The following is a 25,841-nucleotide window of genomic DNA, read 5'->3' on the forward strand; positions in this document are numbered from 1 at the left end:
TGGATGGTGGGTCTTAAGGCCCACATCATGACGGCGCACCTCAGGCGTGGCAGGTGCCGTCGTGCGAGGGCGCCGCGAACAGGTGGCCCTGGCCAAGGTCGCAGCCGATGGCCTCCAGAACCGCGCGCTGGGCGGGCGTCTCGACGCCGTCCGCAACCGCCCGCAGGCCCAGCTGATGGGCCTGCTCGACCAGACCTTCGCAGCGCGCCAGCGCCTGGGCGTCGTGTTCGATCCCGGCGAGCACGCTGCGGTCGATCTTCAGGATGTCGGCCGCCAGTCCGTGGCCTGGCATCCCGCCCATGAGCGCACCGACGTGGTCGACGGCCAGCAGCAGCTGGTGACGGGTCAGGCCGAGCCGGTCCAGCGTCGCCCGCCATCGCATCAGGCTGTCCGGAGCGGCCAGGAACCGGCTTGCCGACACCGTGATCGCCAAGCGCTGCGGGGTGGCGCCGGCGCTGTCGGCGGCCCAGCGTTGCAACTGCTCGGCGGCACGTTCGAAGAGCCAGTCGTCGAGCGGGTGCATCAGGCCGGCCTGCCCGGCCAGCGGGAACAGGTCGTCGACCCGCCGCACGCCCCGGCTCGGGTGGCGCCAGCGCAGCACGACCTCGTGGTGCTGGACCCGCCCGTCGCCCAGTCCGATGACCGGCAGGAAGGCGAGCCCGCACGTGTCCTGATCGATTGCCTGGCGCAGGTCATCGATCAAGGGCGGTCGCGCGGTCAAGGCGTGTGAACGGGAGAGGTTCATGACACCGGCCAGTGTCGAACGTGGCACACGTCACGGTCGCTGCATCAGCCCGGATTTGCCACCGCTGTTCACCCCATGTGGGCGTCGCGCCCGGGCATCGGCCCGACGGCTGCGGGCGGCAGGTTGGGCGCAGGCAGGGATGGTCCTGCTGCTGATGGCGAGTGGCGGGCGCAGCATCGGGGGTTCACCACCTGAACGTCCTCAACCCGTCAACGATTGGAGCCAGACGATGAAGTTCGAGACCCTCGCCGTGCACGCGGGCTACCAGCCCGACCCGACCACCAAGGCGGTGGCCGTGCCGATCTACCAGACGGCGGCCTATGCCTTCGACAGCGCGCAGCATGGCGCCGACCTGTTCGACCTGAAGGTGGCGGGCAACATCTACACGCGCATCATGAACCCGACCCAGGGCGTGCTGGAGGCGCGTGTGGCGGCGCTGGAGGGCGGCATCGCGGCGCTGGCGCTGGCCTCGGGCCAGGCGGCGGTGACCTATGCGATCCAGACCATCGCCGAGGCCGGCGACAACATCGTCTCGTCGACGGCGCTGTACGGCGGCACCTACAACCTGTTCGCGCACACGCTGCCGCAGTACGGCATCCAGACGCGCTTCGCCGACCACCGCGACCCGGCCAGCTTCGAGCCGCTGATCGACGCGCGCACCAAGGCGATCTACGTCGAGTCGCTCGGCAACCCGCAGGGCAACGTGACCGACATCGCCGCGCTGGCCGACATCGCGCACCGCCACGGCGTGCCGCTGATCGTCGACAACACGGTGCCCAGCCCCTACCTGTGCCGGCCGTTCGAACACGGCGCGGACATCGTCGTGCATTCGCTGACCAAGTACCTGGGTGGCCACGGCAACTCGATCGGCGGCGTCATCGTCGACTCGGGCAAGTTCCCGTGGGCCCAGCACAAGGAACGCTTCAAGCGCCTGAACGAGCCGGACGTCAGCTACCACGGCGTCGTCTACACCGAGGCGCTCGGCCCGGCCGCCTACATCGGCCGCGCCCGGGTGGTCCCGCTGCGCAACATGGGCGCGGCGATCTCGCCGTTCAACGCCTTCCTGATCCTGCAGGGCATCGAGACGCTGCCGCTGCGCATGGACCGCATCTGCGACAACGCGCTGGCGGTGGCGCGGCACCTGCAGGGTCATGCGCAGGTCGGCTGGGTCAACTTCGCCGGCCTGCCCGATCACCCGGACCATGAACTGGCCCGCACGCTGATGGGCGGTCGCGCATCGGGCCTGCTGACCTTCGGCGTCAAGGGTGGGCGGGCAGCCGGCGAGCGCTTCCTCGATGCCCTGCAGCTGTTCACGCGGCTGGTCAACATCGGCGACTGCAAGTCGCTGGCGACGCATCCGGCCTCGACCACGCACCGCCAGCTCTCGCCCGAGGAGCTGGCGCGTTCGGGCGTCGGCGAGGACACGGTGCGGCTGTGCGTGGGCATCGAGCACATCGACGACCTGATCGAGGACCTCGACCGCGCGCTGGCCGCATCGGCCTGATCGCGCCATGAAAAAACCCCCGCCAGGTTCGCACCTGGCGGGGGTTCCGGGTTCGGGCCGGCCCGGTGTTCACCGGGGCCGGCGCGGCTGCATCACTGCAGCTTGATCTCGACGTCCACGCCGGCCGGCAGGTCCAGCTTCATCAGCGCGTCGACGGTCTTGTCCGTCGGGTCGACGATGTCCATCAGGCGCTGGTGGGTGCGGATCTCGAACTGGTCGCGCGAGGTCTTGTTGACGTGCGGCGAACGCAGGATGTCGAAGCGCTGCATGCGGGTCGGCAGGGGCACGGGGCCCTTGACGATCGCGCCGGTGCGCTTGGCCGTGTCGACGATTTCCAGAGCCGATTGGTCGATCAGCTTGTAATCGAAGGCCTTCAGGCGGATGCGGATCTTTTGCTTTTGCATGGTGATTCCTTAAAGAGCAGGGTGGCCTTGCGGCCTCCGGTACAGGTCGCCGGACAACCCCATCGGGATCGCCCGGCAGCCATGCAAAGACTTACTCGATGATCTTGGCAACGACGCCGGCGCCGACGGTGCGGCCGCCTTCGCGGATGGCGAAGCGCAGGCCTTCTTCCATCGCGATCGGGGCGATCAGCTTGACGGTGATCGACACGTTGTCGCCCGGCATGACCATTTCCTTGTCCTTCGGCAGCTCGATCGAGCCGGTCACGTCGGTCGTGCGGAAATAGAACTGCGGACGGTAGTTGTTGAAGAACGGCGTGTGGCGGCCGCCTTCTTCCTTCGACAGCACGTACACCTCGCCGGTGAAGTGCGTGTGCGGCTTGATCGAAGCCGGCTTGCACAGCACCTGGCCGCGCTGCACGTCTTCGCGCTTGGTGCCGCGCAGCAGGATGCCCACGTTGTCGCCGGCCTGGCCCTGGTCCAGCAGCTTGCGGAACATTTCCACGCCGGTGCAGGTGGTCTTCTGGGTGTCGCGGATACCGACGATCTCGATTTCCTCGCCGACCTTCACCACGCCGCGCTCGATACGGCCGGTCACCACGGTGCCGCGACCCGAGATCGAGAACACGTCTTCGACCGGCATCAGGAAGGCGCCGTCCACGGCGCGCTCGGGCGTCGGGATGTAGCTGTCCAGCGCGTCAGCCAGCTTCATGATGGCCTGCTCGCCCAGCTCGCCCGTGTCGCCTTCCAGCGCCAGCTTGGCCGAGCCCTTGACGATCGGGGTGTCGTCGCCGGGGAAGTCGTACTTGCTCAGCAGCTCGCGGACTTCCATTTCCACCAGCTCCAGCAGCTCGGCGTCGTCCACCATGTCGGCCTTGTTCAGGAAGACGATGATGTAGGGCACGCCCACCTGGCGGCTCAGCAGGATGTGCTCGCGGGTCTGGGGCATCGGGCCGTCAGCGGCCGAGCACACCAGGATCGCGCCGTCCATCTGCGCGGCGCCCGTGATCATGTTCTTGACGTAGTCGGCGTGTCCCGGGCAGTCCACGTGCGCGTAGTGACGGTTGGCCGTCTCGTACTCGACGTGCGCGGTGTTGATCGTGATGCCGCGAGCCTTCTCTTCCGGCGCCGCATCGATCTGGTCGTAGGCCTTGGCCGTGCCGCCGAACTTCTTCGACAGAACGGTCGTGATCGCCGCCGTCAGCGTGGTCTTGCCGTGGTCGACGTGGCCGATGGTGCCGACGTTGACGTGCGGCTTGGTCCGTTCAAACTTTTCTTTAGACATGTCAGATTCCTGATCAAAGAACAATGCCCGTGGGCGGTTTTAGGTCTCTCGCGGCGCTGTGGATCCCCCGGGCACGGGCAATCGGGGGCAGACGCTGCGGAGACCGCACGAGGTGCGGCCGCCCGTGAAGGCGGCCGCAGGAACTGCTTACTTGGCGCGCGCGGTGATGATCGCGTCAGCCACGTTGCGGGGAGCTTCGCTGTAGTGCTTGAACTCCATCGTGTACGTGGCGCGGCCCTGGGTGGCCGAGCGCAGCGAGGTCGAGTAGCCGAACATTTCCGACAGCGGGACTTCGGCCTTGATGACCTTGCCACCGCCCGGGATGTCGTCCATGCCCTGGACCATGCCGCGACGGCTGGACAGGTCGCCCATCACCGTGCCGGCGTAGTCTTCCGGGGTCTCGACTTCCACGGCCATCATCGGCTCGAGGATGACCGGGCTGGCCTTGCGGCAGCCGTCCTTGAAGCCGATCGAAGCCGCCATCTTGAAGGCGTTTTCGTTCGAGTCCACGTCGTGGTACGAACCGAAGGTCAGCGTCACCTTGACGTCGACCACCGGGAAGCCGGCCAGCACGCCGTTGGGCAGCGTGTCGATCAGGCCCTTCTCGACCGCGGGGATGAACTCGCGCGGCACCACGCCGCCCTTGATCGCGTCGACGAACTCGAAGCCCTTGCCGGCTTCCTGCGGCTCGACGGTCAGCACGACGTGGCCGTACTGGCCCTTGCCGCCCGACTGGCGAACGAACTTGCCTTCGACGTCGGTGACCTTCGAGCGGATGGTCTCGCGGTACGCGACCTGCGGCTTGCCGACGTTGGCTTCCACGCCGAACTCGCGCTTCATGCGGTCGACGATGATTTCCAGGTGCAGCTCGCCCATGCCCGAGATGATGGTCTGGCCCGATTCCTCGTCGGTGCGCACGCGGAACGACGGATCTTCCGCAGCCAGGCGACCCAGCGCGATGCCCATCTTTTCCTGGTCGGCCTTGGTCTTCGGCTCGACGGCCTGCGAGATCACCGGCTCCGGGAAGACCATCTTTTCCAGCGTGATGATGGCGTCCGGATCGCACAGGGTCTCGCCCGTGGTGACGTCCTTCAGGCCCACGCAGGCGGCGATGTCACCGGCCAGGATCTCCTTGATTTCCTCGCGCTGGTTGGCGTGCATCTGCAGGATGCGGCCGATGCGTTCCTTCTTGCCCTTGATCGGGTTGTAGACGGAAGCGCCCGAGGCCAGAACGCCCGAGTACACGCGCACGAAGGTCAGCTGGCCGACGAACGGGTCGGTCATCAGCTTGAAGGCCAGCGCAGCGAACTTCTCGCTGTCATCGGCCTTGCGGCTGGTTTCCTGCTCGTCGTCATCCGTGCCCTTGACCGGGGGGATGTCCACCGGCGAGGGCAGGAAGTCGATGACGGCGTCGAGCATGCGCTGCACGCCCTTGTTCTTGAACGCGGTGCCGCAGAGCATCGGCTGGATCTCGGTCGCGATCGTGCGCTGACGGATCGCCAGCTTGATCTCGTCCTCGGTCAGCTCGCCGGTCTCGAGGTACTTGTTCATCAGCTCTTCGCTGGACTCGGCGGCGGCCTCAATCATGCTTTCGCGCCACTTCTGCGCGTCAGCCACGAGTTCGGCGGGGATGTCCTGGTAGTCGAACTTCATGCCCTGGGACGCCTCGTCCCAGATGATGGCCTTCATCTTGATCAGGTCCACGACGCCCTTGAAGTTCTCTTCGGCACCGATGGGGATCACGATGGGCACGGGGTTCGCCTTCAGGCGCGTCTTCATCTGGTCGACGACCTTGAAGAAGTTCGCGCCGGTGCGGTCCATCTTGTTGACGAACGCGAGGCGGGGCACCTTGTACTTGTTGGCCTGGCGCCAGACGGTTTCCGACTGGGGCTGCACGCCACCCACGGCGCAATAGACCATGCACGCGCCGTCGAGCACGCGCATCGAGCGCTCGACCTCGATCGTGAAGTCCACGTGTCCGGGGGTGTCGATGATGTTGAAGCGGTGCTCGGGGTAGGACAGGTCCATGCCCTTCCAGAAGCAGGTCGTCGCGGCCGACGTGATCGTGATGCCGCGTTCCTGTTCCTGCTCCATCCAGTCCATCGTGGCCGCGCCATCGTGGACTTCACCGATCTTGTGGTTCACACCCGTGTAGAACAGGATGCGCTCGGTGGTGGTGGTCTTGCCGGCGTCGATGTGAGCCGAGATACCGATGTTGCGGTACCGCTCGATGGGGGTCTGGCGAGCCATGGTGTCACTCCAAATACGAAGGCCGCCCGTGCCGGTCGATCGGACCGGGTGGGGCAGCCGGGGGGTTCAAGGTCGGGTCGACCGGATCAGAAACGGAAGTGCGAGAACGCCTTGTTGGCTTCAGCCATGCGGTGCACTTCGTCGCGCTTCTTCATCGCGCCGCCACGGCCTTCGCAGGCTTCCAGCAGCTCGTTGGCGAGGCGCTGGGCCATCGACTTCTCGCTGCGCTTGCGGGCCGATTCCTTCAGCCAGCGCATGGCCAGGGCCATCCGGCGGATGGGGCGAACTTCCACGGGAACTTGGTAGTTCGCACCACCGACACGGCGGGACTTCACTTCGACCATGGGCTTCACGTTGTTCAGCGCGGTCAGGAAGATCTCCATCGGATCCTTGCCTGCCTTCTTCTCGACCTGCTCCAGCGCACCGTAGATGATGCGTTCGGCGACGGCCTTCTTGCCCGATTCCATGATCACGTTCATGAACTTGGACAGGTCCACCGAACCGAACTTCGGGTCCGGGAGGATCTCGCGCTTGGGTACTTCGCGACGACGTGGCATTTCAATTCCTTTCGAGGCTTCAGCGGGTTGCGGCGTTGCGCGTCTTGCGCCTTCGCTGCCACCGAGATGTCACTCACAAGCCTGGACATCCGCTTACTCGACAGACACGCCCCACACGGGTCGGCTGCCGCTGGTTCCGTCGGACGCGCATCGTGACGATGTCGCGTGACGGGCTGATGATCAGTCGATCACTTCTTCGGGCGCTTGGCGCCGTACTTCGAACGCGACTGCTTGCGATCCTTGACGCCTTGCAGGTCAAGCGAACCGCGCACGATGTGGTAACGCACACCCGGCAGGTCCTTCACACGGCCGCCGCGCACGAGCACGACGCTGTGTTCCTGCAGGTTGTGGCCTTCACCGCCGATGTACGAGATGACCTCGAAACCGTTGGTCAGGCGCACCTTGGCGACCTTCCGCAGCGCCGAGTTCGGCTTCTTCGGGGTCGTGGTGTACACGCGGGTGCAGACGCCGCGTCGCTGCGGGCAGTTCTGCATCGCAGGCGACTTGGATTTCGTGGGCTCGACCTCACGGCCGTGGCGCACGAGCTGATTGATGGTTGGCATGGGTAACTTGTTCCCGTTTGAAGTTACGTGGTGGTTCTTCTCGTCCGGTGCCAGGGGCCTGACCAGCAGAAAAGCCTGCAGGCGGCGCGTGGCCGTCGCAGGCTTCGGGGCAAGGCCCTGACTTCTGTTGCCGGCGCCCTTGGGGGTGGCTGGATGTGCATCCAGCTGTCGTCCATGGACCGAGCGAAAAGCTCGCGATTATAGGGGGCTGCTCAAAAACGTGGCAAGGCGGGGCGTCCGGAGCGGCCGGGTGGCGGGGCGTCCTCTAGAGTGCGGACATGAACGAGCCCGTGCTGCCACCGTCCGCCGACCTGCGTTTCCCGTCGATCGAGGCGTTGCGAGCCTTCGAGGCCGCCGCCCGGCTGGGCAGTTTCGAGCGCGCGGCCGACGAGCTGGCCGTCACCGCCAGCGCCGTCGGCAAGCGCATCGCGACGCTGGAGGACCTGCTCGGCGCGGCCTTGCTGGCGCGTGGTGGGCGAGCGCTCACCCTGACGGCGCTGGGCAAGGAGTACCTCGGCCAGGTCCGCGCCGCGCTCGGGCTGCTGGCCGCCGTGCCGCTGCACCAGAGGGCGCGACAGCGCCGTCGCACCTTGCGGGTCAGCGCGCCGCCGACGTTCTCGCGCCACGTGCTGGTGCCGGCGCTGCCGGGCTACACGGCCGCGCATCCGGAGGTCGAGCTGGAGGTCGTGCTGTCGATCCCCTTCCTGCAGGACGGCGCGGCGGTCGAGGCCGACGTCGAGGTCCGCCACGGCCCGCCGGGCTCGCCCGGCATGGCGTTGCTGATGGACGAGGCGGTGCTGCCTGCGGCCAGCCCGGCGCTGATCGAGCGTCACGGCCGGCCGCGCCTGCCGGGCGACCTGGCGGGCTGGCCGCTGCTGCGCACGCCGGTCGAGCCGTGGCAGCCGTGGTTTCGCGCCGCCGGGCTGGACTGGCCCGAGCCGGCCGAGGGCCCGCGCCTGGTCGACCTGGGCCTGACGCTGGAGGCGGCGCTGGCCGGGCAGGGCGTCGCGCTGGTGCGGCCCTCGCTGGCGCGCGGCTGGTTGCGGCGCGGTGAACTGCGGGTGCTGTTCGACCTGCCGGCGCATCCGGCCCAGCAGTACCAGGTGCGGGTCCGGCCGGGCGATCTGGCGGCGGCGGCCTTTGCCGACTGGCTGGCGGCAGCCTGCGCCGCGGCGGTGGCCGAGGGCCGCGCCGCGCTTTCCGGTCCGGCCTGAATTTCTTTCCGGCGAGCAGGACAGGGCGCTCGCTAGCATCGCGGCGCTCGCCCTACCCACATCGACAAACCCCCGAGGAGACCCGCCATGCCCGTGATCACCAACATCGAGGACCTGCGCGTGCTGGCCGAGAAACGCGTGCCGCGCATGTTCTACGACTACGCCGATTCGGGCTCGTGGACCGAGGGCACCTACCGCGACAACGAGAGCGCCTTCGCCCGCATCAAGCTGCGCCAGCGCGTGGCGGTGAACATGGAGAACCGCAGCACCGCCGTCGAGATGATCGGCCAGGCCGCGAAGATGCCCGTGGCGATCGCGCCGGTCGGCCTGACCGGCATGCAGCACGCCGACGGCGAGATCCACGCCGCGCGCGCGGCCGAGAAGTTCGGCATCCCGTTCACGCTGTCGACGATGAGCATCTGCTCGATCGAGGACATCGCCGAACACACCACCGCGCCGTTCTGGTTCCAGCTCTACATGATGCGGGACCGCGAGGCGATGGCCCGCATGATCGACCGCTGCAAGGCCGCCAGGTGCAGCGCGCTGGTGCTGACGCTGGACCTGCAGGTGATCGGCCAGCGCCACAAGGACCTGAAGAACGGCCTGACCGCCCCGCCGCGTCCGACGCTGGCCAACATCGTCAACCTGATGACCAAGCCGCGCTGGTGCCTGGGCATGGCCGGCACGCGCCGCCACACCTTCCGCAACCTGGTCGGCCACGTGAAGGGTGTCAGCGACATGCGCTCGCTGTCGGCCTGGACCAACGAGCAGTTCGACCCGCGCCTGTCCTGGGCCGACGTGGCCTGGGTCAAGGAACGCTGGGGCGGCAAGCTGATCCTCAAGGGGATCATGGAGGTCGAGGACGCCGTGCTGGCCGCGCAGGCCGGGGCCGACGCGATCGTGGTCAGCAACCATGGCGGCCGTCAGCTTGACGGCGCACCGGCCAGCATCGACGCGCTGCCGGCGATCGTCGAGGCGGTCGGCTCGAAGATCGAGGTCTGGATGGACGGCGGCATCCGCAGCGGCCAGGACGTGCTCAAGGCCTGGGCCCTGGGCGCGCGCGGCACGATGATCGGCCGCGCGATGGTCTACGGCCTGGGCGCGATGGGCGAGGCCGGCGTCACCAAGGCGCTGCAGATCCTGCACAAGGAACTCGACGTGACGATGGCCTTCTGCGGCCACACGCAGCTCACCAACGTCGACCGGACGATCCTGGTGCCGGGCACCTATCCGGTGGCGCCGCGCGACTGACGCGCGACGGAGTCCGGCCCCTGCCCGGAGCGCCCGCTCAGAGCGTCGGTGCCGCCCCGAAGACGCGGCCCGAGTGCTCGCGCATGGCGTGGAACTGGATGTCGGGCACGCGTTCCTGCGTGACCCGCAGGTCCGAGCTGTACTGCACCAGGAAGGCCGGCGCGCCGACCACGTCGTAGGCGATGCGCAGCGGTTCGGACTCGATGAAGCGCTTGAGCTTGGCCTCGTCCGCGCAGGTGATCCAGCGCGCCAGCGTGAAGCGGCAGGGGTCCAGCCGGGCCTCGACGCCGTATTCGCTCTTCAGGCGGTGCAGCACCACCTCGAACTGCAGCTGGCCGATCGCGCCGAGCATCAGCGAGCCGCCCGAGACCGGGTTGAAGACCTGGATCGCGCCTTCCTCGCCCAGCTGCTGCAGGCCCTGGCGCAGCTGCTTGCTGCGCAGCGGGTCCTTGATCTCGACGGTGCGGAAGCTCTCCGGCGCGAAGAAGGGCAGGCCGGTGTAGTGCAGCGCCTCGCCCTCGGTCAGCGTGTCGCCCAGCTGCAGCACGCCGTGGTTGGGGATGCCGATGATGTCGCCGGCCACCGCCTCGTCGACCAGCTCGCGGCGCTGCGACAGGAAGCTCACCACCGTCTGCGGGCGCATCTCCTTGCCGTTGCGCACGACCTTCAGGCGCATGCCACGGGTGAACTTGCCCGATGACACGCGCACGAAGGCGATGCGGTCGCGGTGGGCCGGGTCCATGTTGGCCTGCACCTTGAAGACGACGCCGCTGAACTTCGCCTCGTCGGGCTCGACGGTGCGCTCGATCGCGGTGCGCGCGCCGGGCGGCGGGGCGAGTTCGACCAGCGCGTCCAGCACCTCGCGCACACCGAAGTTGTTGATCGCCGAGCCGAAGAACATCGGCGTCTGGCGGCCCGACAGGAACTCGGCGTGGTCGAAGGCGGGCGCGGCGTCGCGCACCAGTTCCATCTCGCCGAGCGCCTGTTCGTAGGGCGCGCCGAACCGCTCGGCATGGACGGGGTCCTGCAGGCCGTGCAGGGTTTCCTCGTCGCCGCCGACGCGGTCCTCGCCCGGCGCGAACAGCCGCATCTGGTCGGCGCGCAGGTCCATCACGCCGCGGAAGACCTTGCCCATGCCGACCGGCCAGGTGAAGGGCACGACGGTCATGCCCAGCTCCTGCTCGATCTCGTCCATCAGCGCGAGCGGGTCCTTGACCTCGCGGTCCATCTTGTTGATGAAGGTCAGGATCGGCGTGTTGCGGGCCCGGCAGACCTGCAGCAGCCGGCGGGTCTGCGGCTCCACGCCGTTGGCCGCGTCGATCACCATCAGCGCCGCGTCGACGGCGGTCAGCACGCGATAGGTGTCTTCCGAGAAGTCCTGGTGGCCGGGGGTGTCGAGCAGGTTGATGACGCAGTCGCCGTATTCCATCTGCATGACCGACGAGGCCACCGAGATGCCGCGCTGCTTCTCAATCTCCATCCAGTCGGACGTGGCGTGGCGGCTGGCCTTGCGGGCCTTGACCGAGCCCGCGATCTGGATCGCGCCCGAGAACAGCAGCAGCTTCTCGGTCAGCGTGGTCTTGCCGGCATCGGGGTGCGAAATGATCGCGAAGGTGCGGCGGCGGCGGATCTCGCGGGCCAGCGGATCGGTCAGGGCGTCGGAGGTCTCGGTGGTCATGGCGGCGCGCGGGCTCGTGGCCTGCTGGGTCGGGTGTCGGGGGTCGTCGGGGCGAACCCGCGATTCTCGCAAAGCGCCCGCCGGGCGCGCACGGGTCAGGCGGGCGGCGCCTGCCAGTGGTCGAGCGACAGCTCGGCGCTGCCCTTGGCGGTGCTGACGAGGATGTGGCCGTCCTGGATCGTGGCCGACAGCCGCATCGAGCGGTCGGCCAGGGCGGTCAGGGCGTCGCAGGCGGCTTCGTTCAGGAAGTCGACCGTCAGGTTGCGGTGGCGCGCCAGCGTGTTCTTGTTGTCGGCCCACCAGGCCTCGGCCTTGCGCGCGCCGTAGGTCAGCACGGTGACGCGGTCGGCGCGGCCGCAGGCCTTGCGGATGACGCGCTCGTCGGGCAGGCCGACCTCGATCCAGTGCAGGATCGCGCCGGTGTCGTCGCGGGCCCAGAGCGCGGGCTCGTCGTCGGTCGAGATGTCGCCGGCCAGCGCCAGGCGCTCGTCGGCGTTGAGCATGAAGGCGAGGATGCGCACCATCAGGCGCTCCTCGGTCTCCGACGGATGCCGTGCGATCGTCAGCGCGTGGTCGGCGTAGTAGCCGCGGTCGATGTCGGCGATGGCCAGTTCGGCCTTGTGGATGGTGGAGCGGATGGCCATCGGCGGATTCTAGGTGGGGGGTCCGAGGTGACAGCCCGGGAAGCCCGGCGCCGCTACGATGCCGGCCCGACCGCCATCCAACGACCGCCAACCCCGCATCCGGAGCCCGCCATGATTCTCGAAGTCGCCGACATCCGCATCCAGCCCGGCCGCCAGGCCGAGTTCGACGCCGCCATCCAGCATGGTCTGGCCACCGTCATCGCCCATGCGAAGGGCTTCCACGGCTTCAAGGTCCACAAGGGCATCGAGTCGCCCGAGCGTTACCTGCTGACGATCTGGTGGGCCACGCTGGAGGACCACACCGTCGGCTTCCGCGAGTCGCCGGCCTTCGCGCAGTGGCGCGCCATCGTCGGCCCGTTCTTCGCGCAGCCGCCGGTGGTCGAGCACTTCGACCTGCTGGCGAAGTCGGTCGACTGACGACCGGCCGACCCGCAGCGGCGCCTTCCGCCGCACCATGAAAAAGGGGCCCGAAGGCCCCTTTGTCGTGTCAGCCAGATGCGATCACAGGCGCTCGAAGATCGCCGCGATGCCCTGGCCGCCGCCGATGCACATCGTCACCAGCGCGTAACGCTGCTGGGTGCGCTGCAGTTCGTACAGGGCCTTGACGGCCAGGAAGGCGCCCGAGCAGCCGACCGGGTGACCCAGGGCGATGGCGCCGCCGTTGGGGTTGACCTTGGCCATGTTGAACTCGAGGCCGCGCGCCACGGCGATGGCCTGGGCGGCGAAGGCTTCGTTGGACTCGATGACGTCGATCTGGTCGAGCGTCAGGCCGGCCTTCTTCAGGGCGATCTTGGTGGCCGGGATCGGGCCTTCGCCCATCACGTCGTTGGGCACGCCGGCGACGGCGTAGGACACCAGGCGGGCCAGCGGCTTGTGGCCGTCGGCCGAGGCGCGGGCGGCGTCGCCCAGCACCAGGAAGGCGGCGCCGTCGTTGATGCCCGAGGCGTTGCCGGCGGTGACCGTGCCGTCCTTCTTGAACGCCGGCTTCATCTTGGCCAGCGACTCCATCGTGGTGCCGGCCTTGACGTGCTCGTCGGTGTCGAAGGTGACCTCGCCCTTGCGGGTCTGCTTGACGATCGGGACGATCTGGCTCTTGAAGCGGCCTTCGGCGATGGCCAGCGCGGCGCGGCGGTGCGACTCGACGGCCACGGCGTCCTGCTCCTCGCGGCTGATGCCCCACTTGGTCACCAGGTTCTCGGCGGTGATGCCCATGTGGCCGACGCCGAACGGGTCGGTCAGCACGGCGACCATCGCGTCGATCATCTTGGCGTCACCCATGCGGGCGCCCGAGCGCATCTGCGGCGACAGGTAGGCGCCGCGGCTCATGACCTCGACGCCACCGCCGACGCCGTAGTCGCAGTCCGACAGCAGGATGTTCTGCGCCGTCGTGACGATGCCCTGCAGGCCCGACGAGCACAGGCGGTTGACGGCCATGGCGACCGAGTCCATCGGCAGGCCGGCCTGGATCGAGGCGACGCGGGCGACGTAGGCGTAGCGGCTTTCGGTCGGGATGCAGTTGCCGACGGTGACGTAGTTGATCGACTTCGGGTCGACGCCCGAACGCTCGACCGTGGCCTTCATGACCGCGCCGGCCAGATCGGCCGGTTCCATGTCGGCGAGCGATCCGCCGAAAGTGCCGATGGCGGAACGGGCTGCGCCCAGAACGACGACGTCGCGCTTGCTCATGTGAGTCTCCTGCAGGGGAACGGGAACGGGGGATGGGACGGGGACGGGTACGGTTGAACCGGTGTCGGCACCTTACGTCGGCCCGGGTACAGCGACCTGACGAAGGGCAACATCATGCCGCAAGGGATGCGCGTCCCGGGTCACGTACCGGTGACGAAAACGATATGGGCCCGGCTCATGTTGCGGCGCAGCGACCATGCGGGGCGTGACTGGGCATCTCGTTCGCCGCAGGCCCCTCCCGTATGCTTTTGGCATGAACCCGACCGACCGGCCTTCGCTCGTCTCCCGCCTGCTGCCCGCGCTGCCCCCTGCGCTGCCGGCCTGGAGCGTGTTGCTGCCCGCCGTGGCGTTGCTGCTGCTGGTGACCCTGCAGCTCGCCGGCGCCCAGGCCTGGTGGGGCGTGCTGCTGGCCTCGCTGGGGCTGGTCGCGGCGGTGCTGTCGGCGGTCCACCATGCCGAGGTGGTGGCCCACCGGGTCGGCGAGCCGTTCGGCACGCTGGTGCTGGCGCTGGCGGTGACCGTCATCGAGGTGGCGCTGATCGTCTCGCTGATGCTGGCCGGCGGTGCCTCGGCCAGCGCGCTGGCGCGCGACACGGTGTTCGCCGCGGTCATGATCGTCTGCAACGGCGTCGTCGGCCTGTGCCTGCTGGTGGGCGGCATCCGCCACGGCGTGCTGGCGTTCCGGGTCGAGGGCACCAGCCCGTCGCTGGCGGTGCTGGCCGCGCTGTGCACGCTGACGCTGGTCCTGCCGGTGTTCACCACCAGCACGCCGGGGCCGACGTTCTCCGGGCCGCAGCTGGCCTTCGCCGGGATCGTCTCGCTGGCGCTCTACGGGGTGTTCGTGTTCGTCCAGACCGTGCGGCACCGCGACTACTTCCTGCCCGCCGATGCCGACGACCTGGCCGACGCCAGCGCCCATGCCGAGCCGCCGTCCACCAGCGTCGCCTGGGTGGCGCTCGGGCTGCTGATGGTCTGCCTGATCGGCGTCGTGGGGCTGGCCAAGACGCTGGCGCCGAGCCTGGAGGCCGGCGTCAAGGCCCTGGGCGCGCCGCCGTCGCTGGTGGGCGTGCTGGTGGCCCTGCTGGTGCTGCTGCCCGAGACCTGGGCGGCCGTGCGCGCGGCGGCCCACAACCGGCTGCAGACCAGCCTGAACCTGGCGATTGGCTCGGCGCTGGCCAGCATCGGCCTGACCATCCCGGCGGTCGCCGTGCTGTCGCTGTTCTACCCGCACCCGCTGGTGCTGGGCCTCGCGCCCAGCGCGATCGTGATGCTGGTGCTGACCTTCCTGGTCGGCACGCTCACGCTCGGACGCGGCCGCGCCACCGTGCTGCAGGGCGCCGTCCACCTGGTGCTGTTCGCGGTGTTCCTGTTCCTGGCGGTCTTTCCCTGAGCGCTCTCAGGGCATCAGCCCGTGGGCGCGTGCGTAGTGCAGCAGCTCGACCGCGTTGCCGACGCCCAGCTTCTGGCGGATCTGCGTCTGGTGGTTGGAGACCGTCTTCTCGCTCATGCCGAGCTGGCCGGCGATCTCGTCGAAGGGCATGCCGGTCAGCAGGCGGCGCAGCACCTCCAGCTCGCGGGCGGTCAGGTCATGGTGCGGCGGGCGCAAGGTCGGCTCGCCGTGGCCCGGCGGCATCACCAGCTCGCCGCGCAGCACCCGGCGCAGGGCGTCGATCAGGGCCTGCGGGTCGGCGCTCTTGGAGACGAAGCCGCGGGCGCCGGCCTGCAGGCACTGGCTCACCAGCGCGGCGCTGTCGTGCATCGACACCACCAGCACCTGCAGCGGCAGGCCGGCGCGCACGATGTGGCGCAGCAGCTCCAGCCCGCTGCGACCGGGCATCGACAGGTCCAGCACCAGCGCGTCGATGCGCCCGCGCAGCGGCCCGGCCAGCGCGGCCAGGGCCTGTTCGGCGTCACCGAACTCGGCGGCGACCGACAGGTCGTCCTCCAGCTCGATCAGGCGGGCATAGCCGGCCCGGACGATGGCGTGGTCGTCGACCAGCGCGAGGCGGGCGGGCTGTGGCGTCGGGAGCAGGGGCGTGTTCATCGGGAGCGTCAGGTTGGCGGTTTCCAGCCCAGGCGGGCCGACAGGCGCAGGCCGGGTCGTGCGGCATCCGGCGTGTTCTCGGCCGGTTCGAGGCGCCACTGCCCGCCGAGGGCCCAGACGCGCTCCTGCATGCCGCCCAGGCCGTTGCCGCGCTGGCGGGCGCCGCCGAGGTCGACCAGGCCGATGCCGTCGTCGCGGACCGACCAGTCCAGCGTCGGCTCGGTGTCGTGCGGGTGCAGCGTCAGCGTCAGCTCGACCTCGCGGGCCTGCGCGTGTCGGGCGGCGTTGGTCAGGGCCTCCTGGCTCAGGCGGTAGACGGCCAGCACCAGCTCGCGCGGCAGGCGCGTGGCCTCGGCCAGCGCCGGGTCCAGCGGCCGATCGGTGGGGCGGGCGTCGGCGCCTGACTGCCGCAGGCGCAGCGTCCAGCGTGTCGATGCGGCCGCACCGTCGCGTGTGCTGCTGGCTTGCCAGCCGGCGACCAGGCCTTCGAGCAATTGCACCAGCCGGGCCAGCGGCAGACGGGCGTCCGTCCCTTCGCCATCGCCGTCGTCGTCGGCGGCGGCCGGACCGAGCGGGCGCAGGCGCACCAGCAGGTCGCGGATGTCGCGCTGGACCTCGGCGCAGCGTTCGGCCATGCCGGCGACGACCTCGTGCAGATCCGGCTGGTCGTCCAGCCGGCGTCCGAGCCAGGCGGCGTCCAGCCGCAAGGCCGTCAGGCGCTGGCCGAACTCGTCGTGCAGCTCGCGCGCCAGGTGCTGGCGCTCGTCCTCCTGCAGCGTCAGCACCTGCTGGCTCAGCAGCCGGCGTTCGGTCTCGGCGGCATCGAGGGCGCGCACCAGCTCGCGCAAGGCGGTGGCGATCGACTCCAGCTCGCGGATCGGCATGCGCGGCAGCTCGCGCACGCCGGCGGCGTCCTGGTGTTCGAGCCGGCCGATGGCGGCCAGCAGCCCGGTCAGCGGCGCGAAGGCGCGGCGCACGTTCCAGGCCATCGCCAGCAGCAGCGCGCCGATGCAGCCCAGCAGCAGCGCCAGCGCGCCGGCCAGGTTGTTGAGCGCCTCGACCCGCTCGCTCTCGTGCGAGGCCGCCAGCGACACCACCCAGCGGGTGCCGTCGGGCCGCGCCACGGCCCAGGTCGCGCGGCGGCCGTCGGGCGCCGACAGCATCTGGCGGTGCAACTGGTAGAGCCAGCCCAGCGGCGCCGGATCGGGCGGTGCCGGCAAGGGCCGCAGGATCACCCGGCCGTGGCCGTCGACGATGTGCAGCGTCAGGTGACGCAGGCCCTCGGCGGCCAGCGTCTCGCGCAAGGCGGCCAGCGCGCTGCGGTCGTCGACCTGATCAAGCGAGCCGAGTCGCGCCATCACGCTGGCCAGCGACATCGCGGCGTCGACCTCTTCCTCGATGTTCTGGTTGACGCGTGCCAGCCCCAGCACCGCTGCCAGCAGCAGCGCCGCCAGGCCGGCCGCGAAGACGCGCCGCATCACCAGGCGGGGCAGGTCGAAGGGGGGCGTCCAGCTCATCGGCGGCGATGGTGCCCGAGCCGGTCGCGCGCTGTCGCGCCGGGATAATCCCGGGCTGCTCCTTGCACCGAGAGTTCCCATGCCCACCCTGGACGATCCCCGCCACGACCGCGAAGCCGGCACCCGAGAGGCCACGCTCGACACCACCCGCATCGACGACGTGCGCATCCGCGCGGTGCGCCCGCTGATCAACCCGGCGCTCTTGCAGGAACGCCTGCCAGTGCCCGAGGCCACGCTGGCGCTGGTCGAACGCAGCCGCGCCGGGCTGGCCGACATCCTGCACGGCCGCGACGACCGGCTGATCGTGGTGGTCGGCCCCTGCTCGATCCACGACCACGACCAGGCCATCGCCTACGCCCGCTTCCTCAAGCACGAGGTGCCGCAGCTGAGCGACGCGCTGGCCGTCGTCATGCGGGTCTACTTCGAGAAGCCGCGCACGACGGTCGGCTGGAAGGGCTACATCAACGATCCGCACCTGGACGGCAGCTTCGCGATCAACGAGGGTCTCGAACGGGCCCGCCGGCTGCTGCTGGAGATCGGCGAGCTGGGCCTGCCCACCGGCACCGAGTTCCTCGACCTGCTGAGCCCGCAGTACATCGCCGACCTGATCAGCTGGGGCGCCATCGGCGCGCGCACGACCGAGAGCCAGACCCATCGCCAGCTGGCCTCGGGCCTGTCCTGCCCGGTCGGCTTTAAGAACGGCACCGACGGCAACCTGAAGGTCGCCAGCGACGCCATCCTGTCGGCCAGCGCGCCGCATGCCTTCATGGGCATGACCAAGATGGGCCAGGCCGCGATCTTCGAGACCCGCGGCAATGCCGACTGCCACGTCATCCTGCGCGGCGGCAAGACGCCCAACTACGGCGCCGAACACGTGGCAGCCGCCTGCGACACGCTGCGTGCATCGGGCCTGCGCGAGCAGGTCATGGTCGACTGCTCGCACGCCAACAGCAGCAAGCAGCACCGCCGCCAGATCGACGTCGCGGCCGACATCGCCGCGCAGATCACGGCCGGCGAACGCCGCATCACCGGCGTGATGATCGAGAGTCACCTGCAGGAAGGCCGGCAGGACCTGGTCACCGGCCAGCCGCTGTCGCACGGCGTGTCGATCACCGATGCCTGCATCAGCTGGGCCCAGACCCAGCCGGTGCTGCACCAGCTGGCGCAGGCGGTGCGGGCGCGCCGGGCGCGCGGCTGATCAGGCCCGCAGGCCGAGGAGGTCCGCCGCGACCGACTCGGCCACCTCGATGCCGTCGACGCCGGCCGACATGATCCCGCCGGCGTAGCCCGCGCCCTCGCCGGCCGGGTAGAGGCCGCGGGTGTTGAGGCTCTGGTGGTCGCGGCCGCGGTTGATGCGCAGCGGCGACGACGTGCGCGTCTCGACGCCGGTCAGCACCGCGTCGTGCATCGAGAAGCCGCGGATCTGGCGTTCGAAGGCGGGCAACGCCTCGCGGATCGCCTCCAGCACGTAGGGCGGCAGGCTCTCGCGGCCGGGCTCGCTCAGGTCGGTCAGGTTCACGCCCGGCTTGTAGGACGGCAGCACGTCGCCGAAGTCCTGGCCGCGACGGCCCTGGCGCCGGTTGGCGATGAAGTCGCCCACCAGCTGGCCCGGTGCGATGTAGCCGCCGCCGCCCAGCTCGTAGGCGCGCGACTCCCAGATGCGCTGGAAGGCCATGCCGTCCAGCGGGTTCACGGGGCCGTCGTGGCGGCCGTCTTGCCGGTAGTCCTGCGGGTCGATGCCCACGACGATGCCGGCGTTGGCGTTGCGCTCGTTGCGCGAGTACTGGCTCATGCCGTTGGTGACCACCCGCATCGGCTCGGACGTCGCCGCCACCACCGTGCCGCCCGGACACATGCAGAAGCTGTAGACCGAGCGGCCGTTGCCGGCGTGGTGGACCAGCTTGTAGTCGGCCGCGCCGAGGATCGGGTTGCCGGCGTTCGGGCCGAAGCGCGCACGGTCGATCACGCCCTGCGGATGCTCGATGCGGAAGCCCACCGAGAACGGCTTGGCCTCCATCGCCACGCCCCGGCCGTGCAGCATCGTGAAGGTGTCGCGGGCGCTGTGGCCGAGCGCCAGCACGACGTGGTCGGCGCGAATCTGCTCGCCCGATTCCAGCGTCACGCCGCGCACCTGGCGCATGCCCTTCGCGTCGGTCTCGACCTGGAGGTCGACCACCTTCTGGCGGAAGCGGATCTCGCCGCCCAGCAACTCGATCTCGGCGCGCATCTTCTCGATCATGCTGACCAGCCGGAAGGTGCCGATGTGGGGCTTGCTGACGTAGAGGATCTCGTCGGGCGCGCCGGCCTTGACGAACTCGGTCAGCACCTTGCGCGTCAGGTGGCGCGGGTCGCTGATCTGGCTCCAGAGCTTGCCGTCGCTGAAGGTGCCGGCGCCGCCTTCGCCGAACTGAACGTTCGATTCCGGCTCCAGCTGCTGACGCCGCCACAGGCCCCAGGTGTCCTGGGTGCGTTCGCGCACGACCTTGCCGCGTTCCAGCACGATCGGCCGCAGGCCCATCTGCGCCAGGATCAGCGCGGCGAACAGCCCGCACGGTCCGAAGCCGATCACCAGCGGGCGCAGCCGGCCGTCAGCGCTGCCGAAGTCGGCCGGCGCATGGCCGATGAAGCGATATCGCGTGTCCGGGCTGGCCTTGACGTGCGGATCGGCCGCGAAGCGCGCCAGCGTCGCCGCTTCGTCCAGGCCGTCGGCCAGCGTGCAGTCGACCGTGTAGATCAGCAGGATCGCCGTCTTCTTGCGCGCGTCATAGGCCCGCTTGAAGACGCTGAAGTCCGCCAGGTCCGCATCCCGCGCCAGCCCCAGGCGCGCGACGACGGCGGCGCGCAGCTCCGGCTCGGCGTGGTTCAGCGGCAGGCGCAGTTCGGTGATGCGGATCATGGCGATGTGAAGGCTGGGGCTCAGAAACGACAAGACGGCCATGAGGCCGTCCTGATGCATCGAGGGATGCGTGGCGCGTCAGCGCCGCCGCATCAACCGCCCTTCTTCGGACGCTTGCCCGGGTTCTTCTTCGAGCGGGTGTGCGCACCACGCTCCAGGCTCACCTTCTGGCCGTGCGGCGCCGTGAAGGCGACACCGGTCGGGGCTGCGGGACGGGGGGTGGCCTTGCGGTCGGCTTCGGTGATGATCTTGTTGCCCATGACTGGCTCCGGGGGTCTGTTGAGGTGAAAAGAGCGAGTGCTGCAGACCCGCGAACCCTCGATTAGGCCACAAATCCGCATGGGCCCGCCGCCAGACGGGCCAACGGGGCTCATTTCATCCGGTACGCCCGCACGATCCGCGGCTGGTCGACCGGGGCGCTGAACTCGCCGCTGCTGCTGTTGACGACCGCGACGCTGCGCAGCGCCTGCACCGTGGTGTCCATGCCCTCCAGCACGCGGCCGAACACCGCGTAGCCATCGGCGGTGGACGTGGCGTTCAGCGTCGAGGAGTTGTCGACCACGTTGATGAAGAACTGGCTGGTCGCCGAGTCGGCGGCGGTCGAGCGGGCCAGCGCCAGCGTGCCGCGGGTGTGCGACAGCGTCGTCAGCGTGGTGCGTTCGAGCGTGATCGCGGCATTGGTCGTCTTGGCGCCCGTCAGGGTGTTGCCGCCGCCCTGGACCATGAAGCCGTACATCACGCGATGGAACAGCGTGTCGGTGTAGAAGCCGCCGTCGACATAGGCGAGGAAGTTGGTCGACGACCTCGGCGCCTTGTTCGATTCGAGCTCCAGCGCGATGTCGCCCAGCGTGGTCTGCAGGCAGACGATCGGCAACGTTCCGCCGACGCTGGTGGGCAGCGCCGTGGCGGTGCAGATCGTGCGCAGCAGCGGCAGGCTGACGTGGCCGGCGGCGTCCTTGGCGTAGAGGCGCACGGTCGTCGTGGCCGTCGTGGGCGGCGACGGCAGCGTGAACGCGAGGGCGGGCGATGCCTGGAAGCAGGCGTCGCCGTCCAGCGGCGTGCTGGTGTCGGTGGCCGGGCGCAGGCAGTAGCCGGTGATGCCGACGCTGTCGACCGCCTGGGCCGTCACGGTGACCACGCCGGCCGCCGCTGCGCTGACGCTGGCCGACACCACCGACGGCGTGCCCAGGTCGATCGTGTGGACGTAGGCCGCGCTGACGTTGCCGGCGTCGTCGCGGGCATGGGCCTCGTAGCGGCCCACGTCGCTGGACGGCGAGGTCACGCTGATCTGCGGATTGGCGGTGAAGCAGGCATCGGTCGAGGCCGGCGGCGTTGGCGACACCGTCGTCGCCCCGGACGAGACCGCGCGCAGGCACCAGCCGGTCACGCCGACGTTGTCGGTGCCGGCAATCTGCAGCGAGATCTTGCCGGCGCTGTTCGCGACCACGCTGACACCGCTGACGACCGGAGGCTTCAGGTCCAGCAGGAAGGGGCGGGCGACGCTGACCTTGCCGGCCGCGTCGCGGGCATGGACGCGGTAGGCCTGCTGGTCCGTCGGCTCGTCGACGACGAGTTCGTTCGAGGCCTGGAAACACGCATCGGTGGCCGCCGGTGCGGTCGTCGACGTGCTGGTGCTGAAGCAGGTGCCGGTGACACCCTGGTCGTCGGCGACCGTGGCGACCAGCTTCACCTTGCCGCCGCCCATCACCGTGCGGGTGACGGCGCTGACGACCGGCGCGCCGGTGTCGAGCGCGTAGGCGTCGATCGTCTGTTCGAACGAGGCGCTGACGTTGCCCGCCGCGTCGCGGGCATAGCCCCGGTAGGCCACGACGCCGGTCACGGCCGTCACCGTGGCGATGTCGCCGCTGCCGAAGCAGGCGTCCGTCGCGGCAGGCCGCACCGTGTCGCTGCGCAGGCAGACCGCCGTGGCGTCATCGCCGGACACCGTGCTGATGCGCACGCTGACCTTGCCCATCGACAGCGAGACGGCACTCAGACCGGTGACGGTCGGCGCCTGGGTGTCGGTCTTGGGCGTGACGATCGGCGTGGGCGTGGGCACGACCGACGGCGGCGTCGAGGTGCTGGTGCTGTTGCCGCCGCCGCAGGCGCCCAGCAGCAGGGTCAGCAGGCTGGCGGTGCAGACCCGCAGGTGAGCGGAGCGGGTTTTCGGGAGGTGTCGCGGCTGTGCGGTCATGGCGGATTCGAAGAGGTGTCAAACCCGCAGAAGATGCAGGTTTGACGGCCTTTCCACCATGCCGGCTAGATGTGCGTCACCTACCGGTTTGAGCCGATGACAACGGCCTTGCCGGGCCTCACATGCTGCGCCGGTACTGGCCACCGACCTCGAACAGCGCGTTCGTGATCTGGCCCAGCGAGCAGCAGCGCACGGCATCCATCAGGACCTCGAAGACGTTGCGGTTCTCGATCACGGCCTGCTGCAGCCGCGCCAGCTGCGCCGGTGCCTCGGCCGCGTGGCGGGCGTGGAAGTCGGCCAGGCGCTGCAGCTGGGACTGCTTCTCTTCCTCGGTCGAGCGGGCCAGCTCGATGTGCTCGGGCACCGGCTCGCCATGCGGGTTGCGGAAGGTGTTCACGCCGATGATGGGGTACTCGCCGGTGTGCTTGAGCATCTCGTAATGCATCGACTCTTCCTGGATCTTGCTGCGCTGGTAGCCCGTCTCCATCGCACCCAGGACACCGCCGCGCTCGGCGATCTTCTCGAACTCGGCCAGCACGGCTTCCTCGACCAGCTCGGTCAGCTCGTCGATCACGAAGGCACCCTGGTTCGGGTTCTCGTTCTTCGCCAGGCCCCACTCGCGGTTGATGATCAGCTGGATCGCCATGGCCCGGCGCACGCTCTCCTCGGTCGGCGTGGTGATGGCCTCGTCGAAGGCGTTGGTGTGCAGCGAGTTGCAGTTGTCGTAGATCGCGATCAGCGCCTGCAGCGTCGTGCGGATGTCGTTGAACTGGATCTCCTGCGCGTGCAGGCTGCGGCCGCTGGTCTGGATGTGGTACTTCAGCTTCTGGCTGCGTTCGTTGGCGCCGTACTTCTCCTTCATCGCGACGGCCCAGATGCGCCGCGCGACCCGGCCCAGCACGGTGTATTCCGGGTCCATGCCGTTGGAGAAGAAGAAGCTCAGGTTGGGCGCGAAGTCGTCGATGTGCATGCCGCGCGCGAGGTACGCCTCCACGAAGGTGAAGCCGTTGCTGAGCGTGAAGGCGAGCTGGCTGATCGGGTTCGCGCCGGCCTCGGCGATGTGATAGCCGCTGATCGAGACCGAGTAGAAGTTGCGCACGTCGTGGTGCACGAAGTACTCGGCGATGTCGCCCATCACCTTCAGGCTGAACTCGGTCGAGAAGATGCAGGTGTTCTGGCCCTGGTCTTCCTTGAGGATGTCGGCCTGCACCGTGCCGCGCACGTTGGCCAGCACCCAGGCGCGGATCTTGGCCGCCTCGGTGTCGGTCGGCTCGCGGCCGTTGTCGGCCTTGAACCTGGCGAGCTGCTGGTCGATCGCCGTGTTCATGAACATCGCCAGGATCGACGGCGCCGGGCCGTTGATCGTCATGCTGACGCTGGTCGTCGGCGAGCACAGGTCGAAGCCGTCGTAGAGCACCTTCAGGTCGTCCAGCGTCGCGATGCTGACGCCCGAGTTGCCGACCTTGCCGTAGATGTCCGGGCGCGGATCCGGGTCGTTGCCGTAGAGCGTGACCGAGTCGAACGCGGTCGACAGGCGCTTGGCCGGCATGCCCTCGCTGACCAGCTTGAAGCGCCGGTTGGTGCGGAAGGCGTCGCCCTCGCCGGCGAACATGCGGGTCGGGTCCTCGCCCTCGCGCTTGAAGGCGAACACGCCGGCGGTGTAGGGGTAGCTGCCGGGCACGTTCTCCAGCATCAGCCACTTCAGGATCTCGCCGTGGTCCTCGTAGGTCGGCAGCACGACCTTGCGGACCTTGTTGCCGCTCAGCGTGGTGTGGGTCAGCTGCGTGCGGATCTCCTTGTCGCGGATCTTCACGACGTACTCGTCGCCCGCGTAGGCGGCCTGCATCTGCGGCCATTGCACCAGCAGCTTGCGGGCGTCGGCATCGAGCCGGGCCTCGCGCTGATCGGCCAGATCGGCGACGGCGTCGCGGGCGCGGTGCTTCTCGGGGATCGCCTCGAACAGCATGCGCGCGCTCTCGCGCAGCTGCTGCACCTCGCGGGCCAGCCGGGCCTGCGCGCGGGCGCGGGCCTTGTAGCCGCGCACGGTGTCGCTGATCTCGGCCAGATAGCGCACCCGCGCACCCGGCACCACCGGCGTCTGGTGCGTGCTGTGGCGGGTGTCGACGAGCGGCAGGCGGCCGTCGTCCATCGCCAGGCGGGCGTCGATCAGGCGCGCCTTCAGTGCCTGGTAGAGCGCCGTCACGCCGTCGTCGTTGAAGCGGCTGGCCATGGTGCCGAAGACCGGCATCTGCTCGGGCCGCACGCCGAAGGCCTCGCGGTTGCGCTGCACCTGCTTGGCGACATCGCGCAGCGCGTCGGCCGCGCCCTTGCGGTCGAACTTGTTGATGGCGACGAACTCGGCGAAGTCGAGCATGTCGATCTTCTCGAGCTGGCTGGCCGCGCCGAACTCGGGCGTCATCACGTAGACCGGCACGTCGACCAGCGGCACGATCGCCGCGTCGCCCTGGCCGATGCCGGAGGTCTCGACCACGATCAGGTCGAAGCCCGCCACCTGGCAGGCGGCCAGCACGTCGGGCAGCGCCGCGCTGATCTCGCTGCCGGTGTCGCGCGTGGCCAGCGACCGCATGTAGACACGCGGGCCGTTGCGCCACGGCCCGGTCGCGTTCATGCGGATGCGGTCACCCAGCAACGCGCCGCCGCTCTTGCGCCGCGACGGGTCGATGCTGATGACGGCGATGCGCAGGCGGTCGTCCTGATCGAGCCGGAAACGCCGGATCAGCTCGTCGGTCAGGCTGGACTTGCCCGCGCCGCCGGTGCCGGTGATGCCGATGACCGGCGCCTTGTCGGCCTGGGCGGCCTCGCGCACGGCGGCGGCCAGCGCCGGATCGGCCCGGCCGTTCTCGAGCGCGGTGATCAGCTGCGCCAGCGCGCGCCAGGCCTGTTCGGTGTGGCCCTGCAGCGCGTCCACCGAGGCCGGCGCGTGCGGCGACAGGTCGACGTCGCAGCGCATGACCATCTCGCCGATCATCCCTTGCAGGCCCATGCGCTGGCCGTCCTCGGGGCTGAAGATGCGCACGCCGTGGTCGGCCAGGTCGCGGATCTCGGCCGGCACGATGACGCCGCCGCCGCCGCCGAAGACCTGGATGTGGGCGCCGCCGCGCGCGCGCAGCAGCTCGACCATGTACTTGAAGTACTCGACGTGGCCGCCCTGGTAGGAACTGACCGCGATGCCCTGCGCGTCTTCCTGCAGCGCAGCCGTGACGACCTCGTCGACGCTGCGGTTGTGGCCCAGGTGGATCACCTCGGCGCCCATGCCCTGCAGGATGCGCCGCATGATGTTGATGGCCGCGTCGTGGCCGTCGAACAGGCTGGCCGCCGTCACGAAGCGCACCTTCTGGGTCGGGCGATAGGCCGCGAGGGCCTGGTAGTCGGCGCTGAGCTGGGTCATGCG

Annotated in this window: 21 protein-coding genes; 6 read left to right on the forward strand and 15 right to left on the reverse strand. The window is 69.4% G+C overall.

What is annotated here, in order from left to right; translation table 11 throughout:
• Positions 1-40: 40 nt before the first annotated feature.
• Entirely contained in the window at positions 41-745 is a 705-nt protein-coding gene (locus ACWA7K_RS19650) for an EAL domain-containing protein (protein ID WP_456163473.1), read from the reverse strand.
• Between the two features lie 229 nt (positions 746-974).
• On the opposite strand from ACWA7K_RS19650, the gene ACWA7K_RS19655 reads away from it, so the two are divergent.
• A complete protein-coding gene (locus tag ACWA7K_RS19655; RefSeq protein ID WP_456163475.1) occupies positions 975-2,249 on the forward strand; it encodes an O-acetylhomoserine aminocarboxypropyltransferase/cysteine synthase family protein in 1,275 nt (424 codons plus the stop codon).
• A gap of 92 nt (positions 2,250-2,341) precedes the next feature.
• Here ACWA7K_RS19655 and rpsJ read toward each other — a convergent pair whose 3' ends face one another.
• The 5 genes from rpsJ to rpsL form a co-directional block, all read right to left on the reverse strand.
• On the reverse strand, positions 2,342-2,653 hold the full coding sequence (rpsJ, locus tag ACWA7K_RS19660; RefSeq protein WP_019561663.1) for a 30S ribosomal protein S10: 312 nt from the start codon (positions 2,651-2,653) through the stop codon (positions 2,342-2,344).
• A gap of 91 nt (positions 2,654-2,744) precedes the next feature.
• The gene (tuf, locus tag ACWA7K_RS19665; protein ID WP_456163478.1) at positions 2,745-3,935 is read right to left on the reverse strand and encodes an elongation factor Tu; all 1,191 of its coding nucleotides are present in this window, start codon (positions 3,933-3,935) and stop codon (positions 2,745-2,747) included.
• Positions 3,936-4,082: 147 nt separating this feature from the next.
• Positions 4,083-6,185 carry an elongation factor G gene (fusA, locus tag ACWA7K_RS19670; RefSeq protein ID WP_456163480.1) on the reverse strand — a complete coding sequence of 701 codons (2,103 nt, stop codon included), beginning with the start codon at positions 6,183-6,185 and terminating at the stop codon, positions 4,083-4,085.
• An 86-nt stretch (positions 6,186-6,271) separates the two neighbouring features.
• Positions 6,272-6,742 (reverse strand): 30S ribosomal protein S7, encoded by a 471-nt coding sequence (gene rpsG / locus ACWA7K_RS19675; RefSeq protein WP_130481885.1) that lies wholly within the window; start codon positions 6,740-6,742, stop codon positions 6,272-6,274.
• A gap of 188 nt (positions 6,743-6,930) precedes the next feature.
• Positions 6,931-7,305, reverse strand: coding sequence for a 30S ribosomal protein S12 (gene rpsL, locus ACWA7K_RS19680; protein WP_130482345.1), 375 nt, complete (start codon positions 7,303-7,305; stop codon positions 6,931-6,933).
• 278 nt (positions 7,306-7,583) lie between these two features.
• Between rpsL and ACWA7K_RS19685 the strand changes: the two genes are divergently transcribed.
• Both ACWA7K_RS19685 and ACWA7K_RS19690 read left to right on the forward strand, forming a co-directional pair.
• Positions 7,584-8,519 carry a LysR substrate-binding domain-containing protein gene (locus tag ACWA7K_RS19685; protein ID WP_456163483.1) on the forward strand — a complete coding sequence of 312 codons (936 nt, stop codon included), beginning with the start codon at positions 7,584-7,586 and terminating at the stop codon, positions 8,517-8,519.
• Between the two features lie 87 nt (positions 8,520-8,606).
• Positions 8,607-9,770, forward strand: coding sequence for an alpha-hydroxy acid oxidase (locus ACWA7K_RS19690; RefSeq protein ID WP_456163485.1), 1,164 nt, complete (start codon positions 8,607-8,609; stop codon positions 9,768-9,770).
• A 37-nt stretch (positions 9,771-9,807) separates the two neighbouring features.
• On the opposite strand, the gene ACWA7K_RS19695 is transcribed toward ACWA7K_RS19690, so the two are convergent.
• Together ACWA7K_RS19695 and ACWA7K_RS19700 are read right to left on the reverse strand one after the other, a co-directional pair.
• Entirely contained in the window at positions 9,808-11,448 is a 1,641-nt protein-coding gene (locus tag ACWA7K_RS19695) for a peptide chain release factor 3 (RefSeq protein WP_456163487.1), read from the reverse strand.
• Between the two features lie 95 nt (positions 11,449-11,543).
• Complete coding sequence (locus tag ACWA7K_RS19700) at positions 11,544-12,092, reverse strand: YaeQ family protein (protein WP_456163489.1); 549 nt, start codon at positions 12,090-12,092, stop codon at positions 11,544-11,546.
• A gap of 111 nt (positions 12,093-12,203) precedes the next feature.
• On the opposite strand from ACWA7K_RS19700, the gene ACWA7K_RS19705 reads away from it, so the two are divergent.
• Positions 12,204-12,509 carry an antibiotic biosynthesis monooxygenase family protein gene (locus ACWA7K_RS19705; protein WP_456163491.1) on the forward strand — a complete coding sequence of 102 codons (306 nt, stop codon included), beginning with the start codon at positions 12,204-12,206 and terminating at the stop codon, positions 12,507-12,509.
• Positions 12,510-12,593: 84 nt separating this feature from the next.
• On the opposite strand, the gene ACWA7K_RS19710 is transcribed toward ACWA7K_RS19705, so the two are convergent.
• Complete coding sequence (locus ACWA7K_RS19710; RefSeq protein ID WP_456163493.1) at positions 12,594-13,778, reverse strand: acetyl-CoA C-acyltransferase family protein; 1,185 nt, start codon at positions 13,776-13,778, stop codon at positions 12,594-12,596.
• Positions 13,779-14,031: 253 nt separating this feature from the next.
• Here ACWA7K_RS19710 and ACWA7K_RS19715 point away from each other — a divergent pair, with 253 nt between their 5' ends.
• Positions 14,032-15,168: a calcium:proton antiporter gene (locus tag ACWA7K_RS19715; RefSeq protein WP_456163495.1), complete on the forward strand. Its 1,137-nt coding sequence runs from the start codon at positions 14,032-14,034 to the stop codon at positions 15,166-15,168.
• 6 nt (positions 15,169-15,174) lie between these two features.
• On the opposite strand, the gene ACWA7K_RS19720 is transcribed toward ACWA7K_RS19715, so the two are convergent.
• Together ACWA7K_RS19720 and ACWA7K_RS19725 are read right to left on the reverse strand one after the other, a co-directional pair.
• Positions 15,175-15,822, reverse strand: a complete 648-nt coding sequence (locus tag ACWA7K_RS19720) for a response regulator (protein ID WP_456163497.1) — start codon at positions 15,820-15,822, stop codon at positions 15,175-15,177.
• An 8-nt stretch (positions 15,823-15,830) separates the two neighbouring features.
• The gene (locus ACWA7K_RS19725) at positions 15,831-17,339 is read right to left on the reverse strand and encodes a histidine kinase (protein WP_456210231.1); all 1,509 of its coding nucleotides are present in this window, start codon (positions 17,337-17,339) and stop codon (positions 15,831-15,833) included.
• 79 nt (positions 17,340-17,418) lie between these two features.
• Between ACWA7K_RS19725 and ACWA7K_RS19730 the strand changes: the two genes are divergently transcribed.
• Entirely contained in the window at positions 17,419-18,537 is a 1,119-nt protein-coding gene (locus ACWA7K_RS19730; RefSeq protein ID WP_456163501.1) for a 3-deoxy-7-phosphoheptulonate synthase, read from the forward strand.
• On the opposite strand, the gene ACWA7K_RS19735 is transcribed toward ACWA7K_RS19730, so the two are convergent.
• From ACWA7K_RS19735 to icmF, 4 genes are all read right to left on the reverse strand, one after another.
• Complete coding sequence (locus ACWA7K_RS19735) at positions 18,538-20,235, reverse strand: NAD(P)/FAD-dependent oxidoreductase (protein WP_456210233.1); 1,698 nt, start codon at positions 20,233-20,235, stop codon at positions 18,538-18,540.
• A 92-nt stretch (positions 20,236-20,327) separates the two neighbouring features.
• A complete protein-coding gene (locus ACWA7K_RS19740; protein ID WP_456163504.1) occupies positions 20,328-20,495 on the reverse strand; it encodes a hypothetical protein in 168 nt (55 codons plus the stop codon).
• A gap of 110 nt (positions 20,496-20,605) precedes the next feature.
• A complete protein-coding gene (locus tag ACWA7K_RS19745) occupies positions 20,606-22,429 on the reverse strand; it encodes a peptidylprolyl isomerase (protein ID WP_456163506.1) in 1,824 nt (607 codons plus the stop codon).
• A 118-nt stretch (positions 22,430-22,547) separates the two neighbouring features.
• A complete protein-coding gene (icmF, locus tag ACWA7K_RS19750) occupies positions 22,548-25,838 on the reverse strand; it encodes a fused isobutyryl-CoA mutase/GTPase IcmF (protein WP_456163508.1) in 3,291 nt (1,096 codons plus the stop codon).
• Positions 25,839-25,841: the final 3 nt, after the last annotated feature.

It is taken from the genome of Leptothrix mechoopdaensis (SeqCode) (genome assembly GCF_053893855.1).